This is a genomic window from Bradyrhizobium sp. (assembly GCF_036009065.1).
Lineage (GTDB): Bacteria > Pseudomonadota > Alphaproteobacteria > Rhizobiales > Xanthobacteraceae > Bradyrhizobium.
This window is the reverse complement of the sequence record NZ_DASYMN010000006.1, coordinates 23260-38177: the sequence shown is the minus strand read 5'-3', so window position 1 is coordinate 38177 and position 14918 is coordinate 23260. Positions and strand designations below refer to the sequence as shown.

Here is a 14918-nt window from a genome sequence, read left to right as displayed (position 1 = left end):
CGGCGAATTTGGTGGTGGTGAAGAACTGCGCCTGGCTGAGCGGCCCACCCATCACTTCCGTAGAGGTCAGCACCACATGCGCGCCGGGCACGTTCTTCAACTCGATGAAGGTGTAGGGCGGAATGGTAAAATGGTTGTGGATCTCGTGGGTCGGGTTCGACATCGCGCCGACCGCGTCGGGATGGCCGAGCTGCACCGTGTTGCTATCGAATTTGGACCACTGGTCGTCGCCATAGAGTTTTGCGGCGGCGATCTGCAGCACGATGGCTTGCGTGGAGACCTTTACCGTCGGCACCGCGATCTTGTCGTTGGGGCCGAAATCCTTGATGGTCTTGATATGGGCATCGCGGCTGATCAGGCTCATCGGCTGCGCCGAGGTGGCGACGATGCCCTTGACGCCGCCCCTGGTGCGGTCCCACAGCAGCAGCAGGTTGCCGGTGCCAGTGCACAGGATATCGACGCCGCCCGCGAGCAGCGCGTCGGTCTGCGCGCCGCCGCCGCTCAGCGTCACCCATCGCGTCGTGACATTGGGCAGGCCGAGCCGCGCGGCGTGCTTCTCGATCAGCTTCTGCTTTTCGATGATATGGGTCGGCATATAGAGAATGCCGGGTTGGCGCGAGACCGCGATCTCGCTCTTTTGCTGCGCCCGCGCCGCAAACCCCGAGGCCAGCAGGCCGACGACGGCCGCCAAGCCCGCATAAACCCGCCACGTCACCTGCATCGCGCTTCCTCTTGTTGCTGCTCGCGATGATGTTATCGGCATCTCCGCGAGCAGGGTCAAGCCGGGAGCCGGTCATTGCCGCCCTGTTGTCTGTTGCGCATACCGGATCATTCGCCGCATCCAGGCGATTGCCGAGAGACAGCGCGCCAAGCGCAGTAGGTGCATTTCATCGCACCCGCGCAGTCACGCATGCTTCGTCGCCGCGCCCTTGGCGTCGGGATAGAACTGCGGCGCCTCGCGACGGTCGAACATGCCGTAGTCGCGCACCACGCGGACGCGGCGCAGCCGCGCGCCATCCGGCAATGAAGCCGCAGCCTCGAACGCTTCGGCGGCGGCCAGGTCGCGCCACGATCCCAGCAGGATGATATCGCCCGGCGTCAAGACGGCGTCGAACACATCCCAGGCGACCAGGCCCGATGCATGTGCCGGAAGCCCCAGCCACCCGGCGATATCGTCCGGACCGCTCTGCTCGACCCATTCAGGCGGCCGGTTGGCGTCGATCAGGGTGATGGTAGTGGCGTCGCCGGTTTCGGTCTCATCGAGCCGCTGCTCGCTCAACGCATGGCCCTGAGGCGGCCTGGTATCCTGCGTCACCTGGCCGATCCGCAAGTGATAATCGAGAAAGATTTCGGAGCGGCCCCTCTCCTGCACCGCGTGATGCCCCGCCTGGGTGCGCCAGCGCACCAGCGCCTTCTCGTCGCGCCAGCCCGACAATGACAGCAGCCAACCCGGATGCCGGAGACTGCGGTAGCGGATATTGTCGACAAAGCCGTCGATCTGCTCGAGTTCAGGCTTGAGCATCTTGCCGAGACCAAGATAGGCATCCCATTGATCCGGCTTCGGATGAACTTCGAAAATGACGGCGAACATGGATCACATCCCAGGAATGCGGGACTCGCGTCATACGCGGGCTTGACCCGCGTATCCATCCCCTTCGCCAGAATCTTTTGAAGAGATGGATGGCCAGGTCAAGCCCTACGGCATACACATATCCCTGCCATCATTGCCGTGCTTGACCCGCAGGCGGATTAAGCCGGCGTACGATGCGGCGTCTGTTTCAGCTCTTCCGATCTACTCAAACAGCCAAGCGTCCGCATTCTCGCGGCGCAATGCGTCCGAGGTTTGCCAGTCCCTCGCGAACCCAAGCGAGGGGGTGGAGCGGCGGGAGGCGCCAGGGCACCAGCGGGCACCCTTGGAGGCGGGATTAACGTACCCACCTCGCGCGGCAAGGTGAACCGCGCGCGCCCAAGGCAAGGCGCTGCGCCTCCCGGCGCTCCACCTGGCCACCAGGCCATCGACCGTTCCGGGGGCCCCCGGTCCGGCCAGCTCTCGCTCTGTCCGCCGAAGATCGCTTCTAGAAAGCGCCCCTCACCGGACAGGACATGGAATATATACAGAAATCTAGGAATTAATCAATAGGAATTTCTGGCTCCCAGGAAAAATATTTTCGTCGTCCCGGCGAACGCCCAAGGCTGCACACATCTGCAGCCAGCCTGCCGATAGCCAGACCAACGCTCCCGTCATCCTGAGGTGCTCGCCGTTCTTCACGGCGAGCCTCGAAGGATGGGCCGCAAGCGCTCTTGGCGATCCTTCGAGACGCCGCGCAAACGCGCGGCACCTCAGGATGACGGCTGAATGTGTGGCCCTCATTTGCGGTCGGATCGATTCCTGTAAGTTGTGTGCATGCCCTAGCCTGCGCGGCGACGACGTCTTCGTCGGCGAGGCGTAGGCCCGCGTATCCATCATTCGATGACGCGGCGTCAGGACTGGTGTCCCGGCTACAGCACGGCGGCGATGCAGTCGATCTCGATGTCGAAATGCCCCGGCCACGCCGGAACATTGATGAAGATCCGCGCCGGCGGATCCTTCGGAAAGTAGCGTGCGTAGATCGCATTGACAGCCGCGAACTTCTCGACCGAGGTGCAATAGACGTTGCATTTGAGAACGTTCTGCAGCGACGATCCCGCCGTCTCGACACAAAGTTTCAGCTGCTCCAGCACCAGTTCGGTCTGGCGTTCGATCGGCGCATCGACGATCTCCCCGGTTTCGGGATCGAACGGCGGAAAGCCTGAGACGTAAATCGTGTCGCCGTATCGGGTGACGGCCGAGGTCGGCGCTTTCTATCGTTCGGTGTAAGTGGACAACAGCTCGACGCGGATGACTTCTCGTTTCATTAGCTTCCTCCGGTATCGGATGAGCCTACAGCATCATTCCCGCGGGATGATTCGACGGACGTCGAAGCTCAGGTCTTTTTTGGCCGCGGCCAACGCCAATGAATGCGGAGTTTCGGACCCGGTTCTCCCGACCCCCATGAAAAAAGCCCGCCGATACACCGGCGGGCTTCCATTCTTGTTCATCATAAACGGGCCGCCGATTCAGGGATTCCAGTACATCCGTGGCAATCCCAAAAATCGCGCTTGCGTCAGACCGCGCGGAGGTTTTCCGCGCTGGTCTTGCCGCGCATGCTGTCGACCTTGGATTCGAATGAAAGCTTTTGGCCTTCATTGAGCGAGCCCATGCCCGCGCGCTCGACGGCGCTGATGTGCACGAACACGTCGTTGCCGCCGTCATCGGGCGCGATGAAGCCAAAGCCCTTGGTGGCGTTGAACCATTTAACTGTTCCGGTTGTCATTTATCTTCTCCAAAAATGCGCGAATGCGCGATGCGCCCGCACGCTTCTCGCGCGGGCTTGATCCGATTTCAGCGATGTCTTGGGGAAGGAAGCCGGTTAGGCGCGGTCAACAAGGCAGAACGTCTATTCGAATGCGCGGCGTTTACGCCGATCCGTCCGGAATAGCAAGCAATAAGAAAGCAGGGATGGTGCACCGCAAGCGGTGCGCGCGCAGAAGGCAAAGGAGGCAGCCGATCAGCCCAACCGGCTGATCTGTTCCTCGGTCACCACGCGCTCCACGTTCTCGGTCTTGCTCTTGATGCGATAACGCGGGCGTCCGTCGGCCTCGATCGGCAGCCGGCTGACGATGGTATAGACGCTCCGCTGCTTTGTGACGGCGCGGCCCTGCGGCCCCTGCAGCTGGTGGTGGACATCGTCATTGATCGCGTAATTGTGCGCCATCGTGCTGTTTTCCCTTTAAAGCAGGGCTTTTAATCACAACGGCGCTGCAAAGCAACATCTCTTTGGGCAGAATCGAACTATTGGATTGCGCCGGCAGGTTCCGAGCAGCCGCGGCGAACCGCTCTCATCGCCGGTGCCCGTATAGGCGATTTCGGCTTTTTACAGGGTGTTCACCATCCTGAGCGGTCAGCCGGCCGGGTTGAATGGCCTGGCTGTCGCGCGAAATTCCGTTCCGGCGGCGTGAAAGGTGACCGTTTCCGGTTTACCCTTCTCAGCCAGCGCGGCGATTGATTCCGCAAGGGCGCAGATCACCGCAAGTTCCCTATCGCCGAGCACTTTCATTTCGCCGTTTTCCAAAGCAATCGGCCGGGGGAAGAGGTCGGTGCCGAGCCCGATTCGCAACGCGCTCGCAATAAATGGCGGCGGGGTTTCGACACTCAGGGCAAGCGAAGGAAGCTCGGCCGATGCCGACGCACTACCTCGGGTGATTGCATCGACCAAGCGGACGATTGCACCGCGGCCCTCATACGCGGTGAATCCCGGTTCGTCCTCAGGAGGGCCGGCGATTACGACTTCCCATCTCTTTGGGTCGATGTCCCCTTCGAACGAGACGACGGCGTAGCGCAACGCGTTCGTAGCTATCCCCGAGGTGGCTGCCGCAAGACGCACGCCCGCGCGCGCAAGACGCGGAATCAGCGAGCGCACCCCCACCAACTGCTCGCCGATCGCGACGACATAGGCCGTGATGATCATTGCATCGCGTTTCCCGTCGTCAAGCCGGGCGAGCGGGATGCCCAGTGCCTCGGCCTGCTCTGCAAGATCGGGCGCCGCTACCAACCGGTCATCTGGAAAAGCTTCGACGGCGGCACGAAGTCCGTCACGTATGTCCTCGGTAAAAACACTGTCGGTGTCGCCGCGCGGCGGTGAAAAGAATAGCGCATAGAGATCATTAGCCGCCGTAGGTAGCGGACCGATGCTGAAGATAAAGCGTTCTACTGCCATGGCATGGTCTCAGTCTCCGAGGGGGACGGCCCGGTCGAACATATCCAACAACTCGACGATTTTCGCCTTGAGTCCCGATGTATTGTTGAACTCCATGCCCTTGACCGTTCGATGGACCAGCATCACGATGCGGTGGATGTGATCGTCGGATTTTTCGCGCGCCTCCTTCGCCGCTCCGAACGGACTCGCGGGATAAATGCCGCCACCGCCTGGCCGATCGCTGTCTTCCGTACCGAACATCTCAGGCAAGTTGGATTTCTGACGTTCGAGTGCAACCAAACTCAGCGCGCTCGTCGCGTAAGCCGATTGGGCGCGAGCCGGCTCGGCGCCGAACAGCAGAGCAATCGAGCGCTTTGCATCGATATCGCCCTCCCCCGTTAGCCTGATCTTTTGGATTTCCGCAATCAGGTTTTTATCCAACTGACGCTTCTTTAGCTTTTCGACGATCTTCGGATAGGTGCCTAGTCCACGAATGATGATGTTTGCGGTCTGTGCGCCCTGTTGAGCAAAGACGGGGCGACCCGTGCCGACCTGCAAGATTACATTCTTTCCCTTGCTCGGCGTCTCTTCTTCAGTGCGTGAAGCGATGTCGGTCCCTAAGGTTTCAAAGTGTTCCCCAGGCTGATGACTGATCGGCGGACGAGGTTCGGGTTGTTTCTTATGCTTGGCGCGTGCTTCCTCCACCTCCTTCTCGTGCTGGGATTCATATCTTGCACGCTTTGTGTCCGTGGTCTTCTGGGCGCGGCGCCATCGAGCCTTGGCTATGTCCATGATCATCCGAAAGACTCCGTCGCTATTCTGCTGCAGGAATGACAGCAGTTGCCGGTCCGGACTGTTTCCGATGACAACGCCGTTCTCGGTCAATGACAGCTTGCGCAACCGCCAGCGAGCGCGCCAATAAAGCAGTTGGACGCGGATACGCGGACGCAGCGCTCCTCGCTCCAACATAGCGCCGAGCGACGGACTTATTGCTGCGATGGCCTTCTCCAGCCGCTCCTGATCTTTCTTTTCCTTGTCCTTCTCCTTGTCCCGCTCTTTTTCATGCTCGCGCTGGCGCTTCGCGTTTGGATCGCGATCCCCGTGCTTCTTCTTGTCGCTGTGCAGCTCATGCTCCTGACGGCGTTTCTGGTCGTCATGATGGCGGCGGTTCTCCATGTGCTCGTCGTGCTCGGCCTTCTTGGCTGCGCTCTTGTGCTGGTGCTGATCGCCGGGTTGCTCGTGCTGGGGCCCGCGGCCGTGCTTATGATGGTCCGGCGCGTGATGCTCGGCTCCCTTCCGCCGCCCGCTGATCATCTTCTTGAAGCGCTCGCCGAGCCGGCTGAAGATTTTTCCGATCGGCTTGAGGATCGCGCCGGCCACACGTCGAATCAGAGCGTCGACGCCGAGGAAGGTGAGCAGCGCTTCGAGCGCGGCAATGATGCCGCGCGCCAGCGCCTTGGCGAACTGCACGGCGCCATTGCCGCGGCTGGCGACGATCACGACGAAATCGTAGAAAGCGGACGCTGCGGCCAGGAAATTCTGCACGAAGCCCCACGCCGCCCGGATGCCGTCGATCACCGCCATGATCGCGCCCGCGCCGGGAATAAGCTTGAGGGCGAGTTGCGTGGCGAGCCAGGCCATGGCGGCAACCGCGATGGCCGGCATCATCTCCGGCAGGTTGTCGATGAACGTGCTGAAAAACGTGGTGGCGAGCTGCGTCAGCATCTCGATGACGTTGGGAGGGATGTTCAGCAGCATCTGGATGAAAGCGAACTTGCTCTCGATCCACTCGTTGAACGCCAGCTTCAGCTCGTCCCACAGGTTGTTGCGGATGCCGCTCAGCGCCTGGCTCGCCGCCTCGCCGATGAAGGTGCCGATCCCCATGCGGGTGATCTTGGCCATCAGCACCAGGAACCGGCCGAGCATTTCGGCGAGCGCCTTGATGGCGTTCTTGATCTTGTCGACCAGCGAGGCGTTCTCGGCCTGGATCTGTTTCAGCGCGTCGTCCACCGCCTTCACGGCCTGCTCGCGCCGGGTGTTCAGCTCGCGAGTCATCTGCTTGGAGGTCTGCTCGATCTGCCGCTCCATCTGCTTGAAGCCCTGCTCGGCGCGCTTCTGCGCGGCTTCGGCTTCGGCTTTCAGGCTCTTCGGCAGCGCGTCGACCTTCTCCTGGATCTTGGTGCGCGCTTCGGCGAGCACGCGCTTGGATTCGGTGATCGTGGTTTCGATGTCGGAGGTGATCTCCTTAACCAGCGTGTCGATGCGCGACATGTAGAGGTCGCGGTTGCGCTGATAGATGCGCTGGACCGCGGGCAGTTCGTTGATCGAGACCACTTTGTCCTTGAGCCATTTGGCCCAGCCGGTCCATCCCGAATAGCGATCGTCCTTGTATTCCTCCAGTTCGGCGCGCGTGTCGGTGTTGAATGACGCAAGATGTTCCTGCTGGCGCTTGTCGAAGCCGGTGGTGACGCGCTCGCGAAGGCCGTCGAGATTGGTTGTGACCTTTTCGGTGGCCTCGCGCGCCAGCGTTTCGATCTCTCCGGCGACGCCGCCGCGATTGGTCTCCGCGCCGGTGCGAGTCGCATCCTGCTCGGCTGCGACGCTGGTCTGGCCGGTTTCGCGCGTACCGGTCATCTGCGAGTCGCCGGAAGCCTCCGAACCGGAGAGCCCGCCCGCGGTCTCGGCCAGCGCCGGCGCCTCGGCTCCGCGCACATTGTCGGCCGCGTTCTCGACGCTGGTGTCGAGGTTCTGCTTGTCCGCAGCTACGCCGGCGAGCGGACCTTCGTTGGCCTTCTGCAGCGTCTCGTCGTCGATCTCGTGCGGAGCGAGTTCGGCGTCGGCGGCTTCCTTGAACTCGGACGCGTCGAGCGCTTCTTCCGGCACCGCGGGCGGCGTCGCGGCCGCCATGTTCGGCGCCGCCGTCTCGGCCGCAGCCATCGGCTCAGGCTGAGGAACCGCGGGCTCCGTCGGCTCGGGGGCCGGCTCCTCTTTTACCACCCCGAGCGTGTCGGTGACCGCGGAGACCTGCGTGCCGACCGCGCTCTGCACCACGGAGGAGATCGAGCCCGCGCTCGATTCCATGTCTCCCATCTCCTCCATATCGTCGGGAGCGGCCTGCTCGACGGCGTCGAGAATCTGTTGGCCCGCGGCGGATGCGTTCGGGGGCGGCGGCTGAGCCTCCGCGACAGTTGCGACCTGCGTGCCTTGCGCGCGCGAACTGCCTTCGTTCGCCGGCGGCTCGGCGGCGGCCTGCGCGTCGTCGATGCGCTGTTGCGCCGGCTCGTGAACGCGCATGCCGCCGGCGCGCGCGACCACCCGCTGCGCCACCCGCGCGGCTGCGCCCGCGCCGCGGTCGCCGAGATTCTGGCCGAAGCGCACCGTGCGCGCGCGGCCCTCCTCGACACCCGCCTCGGCCTCCGCGGTCTGTTCCTCCTGGCGCTTGCCTTCCTCCTTGGCGTTCTTGTCGATCTTCTCTTTCTTGTCCTTCAGCGCGCCGGCTTTTTCTTGCTCCTTGGTCGCGGCGTCCCCCGCCGGCACAGTTTCGCCCGACGCGCCGGCGGACGAACCTGCGACCGCGACCGAGGGCGGCGCCGGCTCCGCGCCTGCGATCGGCGTCTGCGCCTCGTCCGGCGATTTGGGTTGCGGCGGGTTTGCACGCGCCGCCTCGCCGGGACCGCGCGCGGCGGGGGTGGCGGCGTGACCGACCACCGCGGTCATGCGTCCGCCGGCCGGACTGACCATGCTGCTCTCGACGGGGCCGGGCCGCGCTTCGGCGACCGGCGTCGCATTGCGACCGGCAAGGCCCGGAACGGGAGCCGAGAAGCTTACCGCCGGCAGCGTGGGCGATCCCAATCGCGCGCGGCGCATGATGCGCCGGCGTGTCGTAAGCCCGGTAGGCATCGAGACGCGGCCGCCGGCCAGCACCGTATCGGCAGCGCGGTCGGCCGCGGCCTCCGCCGGTTCACCCGGAGATGACACGATCGCGCTCGCCTGCACGCCTGCCGTGCCGCCGCTCTGCTGCACCACATGGGCAAGTTCGTGCGCGATCAAATGATCGCCGCCGGGCGTGCCCGGCCTGTACGAGCCCGGCGCGAACGCCACGTCGCCGCCCACGGTGAGCGCTTCGGCGGCGTGCGCGCTCGTCACTTCGGCGGCGGAGCCGCCGGTATGCACGCGGACCCCGGCAAACGAGGCGCCGAACGCAGTCTCCATCCGCGTGCGGGTCGAGGGCGCGAGCGTCTGCCCGCCCGAGAGCCGGCTCGCCACCCCATCGGCCTCAGTGATCGGCGCCGGTGTTTTCGTCGCGCGCGCGGACGCGGCGGCTGGCGCCGTCTCGCCCTTTGACGCTCGCGTATGCGTTGCCATTCATGGATCCGTCGGTTTGGTCCCGATCTGCTTTGCGATGTCGATCTTGCCGAGTTGCTCCGATGCCTTGCGTAGCGCCGCGAGATCGGCCCCATAGCTTTTCGCGTCGGTGGCCTCGGCGGCGGCGAGCGCCTGTTTTGCTTTCGCCAGCGCGAGCTCGAGCTCTTTTTGCTTGGTAAACCAGGCCGGCAGATCCTGAGCCGGCACATCGGCTGCGACATGCGCCGCGAGGTCGTCTTCCGCCTTGGTGACCGCAGCCTTCTCAACGGTTCGCCCCAGCAGGTCGTCCGAGGCATCGACCAGCGTCTTCGCCGCCGGGCCGATATCCTTGCCGGTCTTCAGCGCCTTTTCGGCGCCGGTCCAGGCATTCTTGTGGACGCTGCGCGAGCTCGTCACCGTGACCACGCCGCCGGCCGCGCTGCGCGAGCTTTCGACCATGGCAGCACCCGGGCGCGCCAGCAGGCGCGGCAGTACGCGACGCGCCAGCTTGAGTTGATCGTTGGTTGGTGCATCGATCTTCGAAAGCCCCGCCTGACCTTTGGCAAGAGCGGTCATGAACGACTTGCTGGTCAAAAGCTGCTCGCCGATGTCGGCTTCTTCGCCGGCGTCGATATCGACCGGGCCCCTGCCGTCGTCGGTCTTGAGCGTGAGCGTGCTGGTCGAGAGATTCTTCACCTTCAAAGTCGCGGCGGCCATCAGCGTATCTCCTTGTCCGTCGATAAGATGTGGGAGAGCGTTTTATCGATGTTGGCAATGGCGAGCTTGATCGCGGCCGCGTGTTCGGGCAGCGCCCTGCCGGAAAGCGTTTTCAACTCCGTGGCGCGCTTCACCGCGGCGTCCTCGGCGGCAAGCCAGGCATTGCCGTACTCGAACGAAACCGAGAGGACCGCCGTCTCCGCGACCTCGATCAGCCGCCCGGCGCCGCCCAGTTCAGCCGGCTCCACCTTCAGCCGCGCGGCGGGCTTGCCGTCGCTGCCGAGCACCTGGAGTTCGAGCTTTTCCGGCAGCTTGCCTTCAAGTTCCGGCGGCGGGCGCAGCAGCGCGACGCCGGCCGCGTCGGCGATGACCGCAACGATCGGCTTATCCGCCGAGGCGAGCTGGACCGTCACCGCCGGCAACGGATGGCGGCGCGCGGCTGCGCCTCCTGCCGCTTTGCGCACGCCGAGCACGCGCACCGTATAGGCTCCAGGAACGGCGCCCGGCGCACCGCTCATGCGCGAGCGGATGCCGGCGAGCGCGTCGTCGGTGCTTTTCGATGTCAGATCGGTCGTGGCGGCGTCCTCGGCCGCCGTGGCCGCCACCAGTGCCGCGTCGCGCTGGCGCACCAGCGCGCTTGCGGCTTCGATCGGCAACGCAGGGAAGAGCGTGACCAAGACTGCGGGATTGATCGCCACCGCCGTCATGAGGCTGATCGTTGTGGTAGGCCCAGGCTTGGCGGCGTCACTCTCGGTGTTTGCGGCGACCGGCGCCGCGGCTGACGGGGCAGAGGCAGGGGGCGCGACGACTGTCGCGGCTGTTTCCGGCGCCGCAGCGGCCGGCTTTGCGGGCGTGGCTTTAGGAGGCTTCTTTGCCATGGCGGTCCCTCATGTGATCAGATTGTCGACCTGAATCGGCGACGCCGACGGCGTGATCCAGGCCGGATATTTAGCGGCCACGTTCTGCGAGACGTGCCGTTTCGGATAGGCGCGCACATAGAGCTCGCCGTCGACACGGTTTGCGATCACCTGTGCGACCGAGTTCTTCTCGGGCACTTCGGCTCCGCCGAGATTTCCGATGATCAACGAACCGGAGCGGTTGCCGACTGCCTGCACATCGATCTGCTGTTCATTCACCAGCACGGCAACCCTTGGCGGCCATAGAACCTCCGGCGGCAGACGGGTGACGATTTCGTTTTCGAACGTGCGGGTGACATCACTTGTGAGCGCCGCTGATAGCTGATTTTTGAAGTCGCTGACGCCCATGAGGAACGCCGACGCCTCGGAGCGCGAGGTGAATTCGGTGGCGTTTGACGTCGCTGCGATACCGCCGGCAGGCACCGCCGCGGCGATGTTGCTGGCCGCAGTCAAGTCTCCGATCGCCATCCGGTTCAACGCGGCGATTACGCGCACGGCATCGTTGACAGGCGTGAGTTCGAAAGTGGTCTCGCTAAATCCGCCGAATACGATGTCCGCTCGCGGATAGAATTCGATTCCAAACAATGCGCGATTCTCCGATATCACCCAATCCGCCGTCGCATTGGTGACCTTGATGGCGCCGACCTTGTTGCCCCGGATGGTTCCATCACCGGTGCCGTCGATGTTGACGATGCCGTTGATCTCGTTGCCCGAGACGTTGAGGTTATAAGCCTGCTTGATCTCCACGCTCTGACCGTTTAGCCGGTTAGCCACCACAGTCAGATCGACCATGTTGAACACGGAGAGCGCGGCCGAGCCGGCGACCTTCACTTCGTTCCCGGTGACCAACGCTCCATTGCAGACTTGAAGCTCGATGGCTGCCGGGCCCTTGGCCGGGCGAAGGTCGATTTCGTTACCTCGAACCACGAGTTCGCGGCTCAGGAACGCAGCAATTCCGCCGGCGTGCTCTTTGTCGGCCTGCGGCATGATCTTGTTGTCCTGAACGATGAAGCTCGCACCCCTGATATCGATGCCCTTCCGCGCCTTGATGCTGTTGTCGTGGATCAATGCATCGACGATCCAGGTGGGCGGCGGTTCGAGCGGTGGACCGCGCAAGCAAACTCCGATGACACCCGCGGTGATCTGGTTGCCGCGCACGACCAGTCCGCGCATCGCGCCGGTGAACCAGTCCGCCTTCTGGCCACCGAGCTGCACGCCGACGCCGGCGTTGATCACGCAATCCTCGACCGAGATCGTGCTGAGATTGCTCGCCAGCGTGCCTCCCTGTTCGTCGGCGAAACCGAGCACCACACCCGCACCCGCGGGGGGCGTGTGCAACTCGCTTCCGACGATCTCGACCCGGTATGCGCTGTGAACGATCTGGATGCAGCGCGACGGGTCACTGAGCAGCGCGGCGCGCAGGCCTTCGATCCGCAGGTTTTCCGCACGCTTGATGAAAATCCCGTAGGTATGTGCCTGGAGCCTCAGCGTATCGACCGTGAGATTGGTTACCGTCGCAAGCGCGATGGCGGTACCTCCGACGACCTGGAGGTCGCGGATTTCGCCGGACAGCACGGTTTCGATCGCAAGGCCAATGCCCGTATTGGGGACCGTCCACAGCGTTTCCGGGCTGCGGTCCAGCAGTGCCTCGCCCTCGTGCAGCAAACGCTCGAGGGTAAAACCATCCAGGATCTTGAAATCCAATCCGGCGAGGATCGCGCCGTCGTCAGCCTGCAAATTGCCAACCGCGCGCAGCGCAACGCCCGCGGTCACCCCGCCGCAAAACGCGCCGTCCAACGTCAGCTCCTGACCGCCGGCTCCGGCGATTGCTTGCGTGCCGAGAAGGGTCGAGCGCGTGAAGCGCAAGGCCGGCAGTTTCAGGATGAAAGGGGTCCTGGCCTCCGGCGGCTGGCTCATCGGATCGAGCATGCTGTCGAGGTCGAACAGCTTGTCCACGATAACGGCAGCGGCCCCCTTGTCGCGCGAGAGGTTCAGCACGACGCAGTCCTCTGCCGAAAGCAGGCCCGCCGACTCATCCACCAGCAGCACGGCCGACTCCCCCTTCTCGGACGGCGCAAGCACCCGCAGATTCTTCAGGATCAGGCGTCCGCCTTGCGTAACGCTGAAGGCGGGGCGCTCCGACCTCACCTCGATCACGGCTTCGGGGCAACCGTCGACCTCGACGCGGACGCCACCGACATCGACCGTACTGTCGAACCGGTAAATGCCCTTCTTCAGACAGATCACTAGGCTGACATTCGGATGCGCCGTCATGGCTTCCCGGATCTTGGCGGCATCGTCTCCGCCGGAGGGACGCAGCGTGACCTCGCAGCAGCCGCCGGTGTCGCGAATCCACAGTTCTTCGATCACCTCCTGCACGGTGTCGCTTTCGCTGCCGATCTTGCCACCGTCGAAGGCGACGTCGTCGGCATCGATCGAGCACAGATGCGGAAAGCGCTCGTCGAGCCAGGCGGTGAGCAGCAACGGCTGGGCCGGACCTTGATGCTGGAAAAGGCCGAGCGGCGCGAATAGTCGCTCAGGCCCGTGCGGCGCCGCTTTCCACGGGCCGTTGGCGTTGTCGCGGCGAACGCGGGCTTCGTATTGCCAGTAATCGCCCGGCTCGAAGCCCGCGCCATCCAAGGTCACGCGCAGTCCGTCCTCCAGCTCGGTGCTGAAAGGCGCCGGTGCGGCGCCCGGCTCGACCGTGCCGTGCCAGCGGCGCGCCTTGAGCGTGACCGGATCGGGCGTGCCGTACCGGCCCGGGTCGATCGGGAAGCCGAGCGCCTCGTCCGCGCGATCGCGGAAACTGAATACGCGATCGGTGGCGCCGGGGCCGGCGTCCTCCTCGCGCAGCCGCACCAGATCGCCGACCGCGCGCATCGGCGCGGTGAATCGCCGGTTGCCGGAATCCAGCGTCGCGAGCCCGGCGTCGCCAAGTTCAATCGTCTCCGACAGCAGTTCGACCAGATCGCCGTCGGCAAGACCGCTGTCGACCGGGACGTGCATTTGCGTCGACGAAAGCGAATCGACGGCAAACAGCTCCGCTCCATTGTCGCGCGACCAGTTGATCACCAGGGATGACAGCGGCCCGCCGCGGTACACTTCGAACCGGTAGAGGCGGTTGTCGCGTCCGGTGTAGCCGCCCGCGACCGGCAAGGCGCACGGATCGGGATCATCGACAACCGGCGGCGTGTCGATCGTCAGCGTGCCGGTGCCATGGAACCGCATGCCGAAGCACGCGGAGACCTGCGCGGGAGTGAGCCCGTTGGCCGGCGCGAGCTTGACCTGCCCCAAATCGGAAGTGCGGGTGCAGGTGTCGATCTTTCCGCCCAGCGCCTGTTCGAGCAGGCCCGGATCCTCGATAGCCGTGATGTGGCGCTCGCCGGCTTCAAGATAAGCGACGATCATGTCGCCCGCCGCGGGAGGGCGGGTGCCTCCGGCTCCATCGGGGAAAGCGAGTGACCCGGTCTGGAAGCCTGCCGCAGCCGGGAAGCTGACACCCGGCCATTGACCTTCCGCGGTTTCGGCGGAGAGGCCCTCGACGTAGTAGCGCCCGCCGGCGACCGAAAATGCCGGCACCAGCCCGGCGGCGAGGTGGGTTTCGATCCGGCCGATCCAGATCGTTTCGGCTGGATCGAGCGCGATCTCGATCTGGTTCGCGTTGGTCAGCGTCACGGTGCGCAGCGCGAAATCCTGCTGCGCCGGAACCGCAACGGCGCCCCCGCCGGTTACGGTGACGCTGGTTGCGACGTCGGCGCGCACCCACAGATCGATCTGGACCGCGCCGCTCAATGCCATGCGGAACGGAATGCGAGCCGTACCCGCGCCCGCCGTCGCGCGCAGCCGCAGCGAAGGATAGCGGTCGAGCACCTTGCGGCCGTAGTCGCGCACGGCCTCGATATTGGTGGTGTCGACATCGATCCTGGCGAGCGGATCGAACAGCGCGAGCAGCGCGCCCTGCGTCACCAGGAAGCCGAGATCAGGACTGCCGGCGCGGCATCCGAGGTCCGCGGCGATTTCGCGAATCAGCCAGTCCTGCGCGTCGATGCTGGCGTTGAAATCACTGTCGAGCAGCAGGCGACCCTGCTGCAGCGAAATTCGTCGATAGTCGCGGCCGCGCTTGCGGTCCGGATTGAAGCCTCGCGTGAAATCACCCTTCACTTTA

The 14918-nt window shown here is 64.3% G+C and carries 9 protein-coding genes and 1 pseudogene; all 10 read right to left on the bottom strand.

Annotated elements, in window-relative coordinates; all coding sequences use genetic code 11:
• Positions 1-721: ABC transporter substrate-binding protein (locus VGP39_RS00250; RefSeq protein WP_327566107.1), on the bottom strand; the 721-nt coding region annotated here is incomplete at its 3' end.
• Between the two features lie 183 nt (positions 722-904).
• The gene (locus VGP39_RS00245; protein ID WP_327566106.1) at positions 905-1591 is read right to left on the bottom strand and encodes an antibiotic biosynthesis monooxygenase; all 687 of its coding nucleotides are present in this window, start codon (positions 1589-1591) and stop codon (positions 905-907) included.
• A gap of 908 nt (positions 1592-2499) precedes the next feature.
• Positions 2500-2895, bottom strand: a pseudogene (locus tag VGP39_RS00240) (RidA family protein).
• Positions 2896-3143: 248 nt separating this feature from the next.
• Entirely contained in the window at positions 3144-3353 is a 210-nt protein-coding gene (locus VGP39_RS00235; RefSeq protein ID WP_327566105.1) for a cold-shock protein, read from the bottom strand.
• Between the two features lie 234 nt (positions 3354-3587).
• Positions 3588-3794, bottom strand: coding sequence for a hypothetical protein (locus tag VGP39_RS00230; protein ID WP_327566104.1), 207 nt, complete (start codon positions 3792-3794; stop codon positions 3588-3590).
• A 186-nt stretch (positions 3795-3980) separates the two neighbouring features.
• Positions 3981-4796 (bottom strand): hypothetical protein, encoded by an 816-nt coding sequence (locus tag VGP39_RS00225; protein ID WP_327566103.1) that lies wholly within the window; start codon positions 4794-4796, stop codon positions 3981-3983.
• Between the two features lie 9 nt (positions 4797-4805).
• Positions 4806-9140, bottom strand: coding sequence for an eCIS core domain-containing protein (locus VGP39_RS00220; RefSeq protein WP_327566102.1), 4335 nt, complete (start codon positions 9138-9140; stop codon positions 4806-4808).
• Entirely contained in the window at positions 9141-9836 is a 696-nt protein-coding gene (locus tag VGP39_RS00215; RefSeq protein WP_327566101.1) for a hypothetical protein, read from the bottom strand.
• Positions 9836-10543 (bottom strand): hypothetical protein, encoded by a 708-nt coding sequence (locus tag VGP39_RS00210; protein WP_327566100.1) that lies wholly within the window; start codon positions 10541-10543, stop codon positions 9836-9838. The genes VGP39_RS00215 and VGP39_RS00210 overlap by 1 nt, the downstream gene beginning before the upstream one ends.
• Before the next feature lie 180 nt (positions 10544-10723).
• On the bottom strand, positions 10724-14914 hold the full coding sequence (locus VGP39_RS00205; protein ID WP_327566099.1) for a hypothetical protein: 4191 nt from the start codon (positions 14912-14914) through the stop codon (positions 10724-10726).
• Positions 14915-14918 lie beyond the last annotated feature (4 nt).

Coding starts and splice junctions, on each gene's coding strand:
- VGP39_RS00220 (WP_327566102.1), bottom strand. CDS start 9,140: ATGGCAACGCATACGCGAGCGTCAAAGGGCGAGACGGCGCCAGCCGCC.
- VGP39_RS00225 (WP_327566103.1), bottom strand. CDS start 4,796: ATGGCAGTAGAACGCTTTATCTTCAGCATCGGTCCGCTACCTACGGCG.
- VGP39_RS00235 (WP_327566105.1), bottom strand. CDS start 3,353: ATGACAACCGGAACAGTTAAATGGTTCAACGCCACCAAGGGCTTTGGC.
- VGP39_RS00215 (WP_327566101.1), bottom strand. CDS start 9,836: ATGGCCGCCGCGACTTTGAAGGTGAAGAATCTCTCGACCAGCACGCTC.
- VGP39_RS00230 (WP_327566104.1), bottom strand. CDS start 3,794: ATGGCGCACAATTACGCGATCAATGACGATGTCCACCACCAGCTGCAG.
- VGP39_RS00210 (WP_327566100.1), bottom strand. CDS start 10,543: ATGACGGCGGTGGCGATCAATCCCGCAGTCTTGGTCACGCTCTTCCCT.
- VGP39_RS00245 (WP_327566106.1), bottom strand. CDS start 1,591: ATGTTCGCCGTCATTTTCGAAGTTCATCCGAAGCCGGATCAATGGGAT.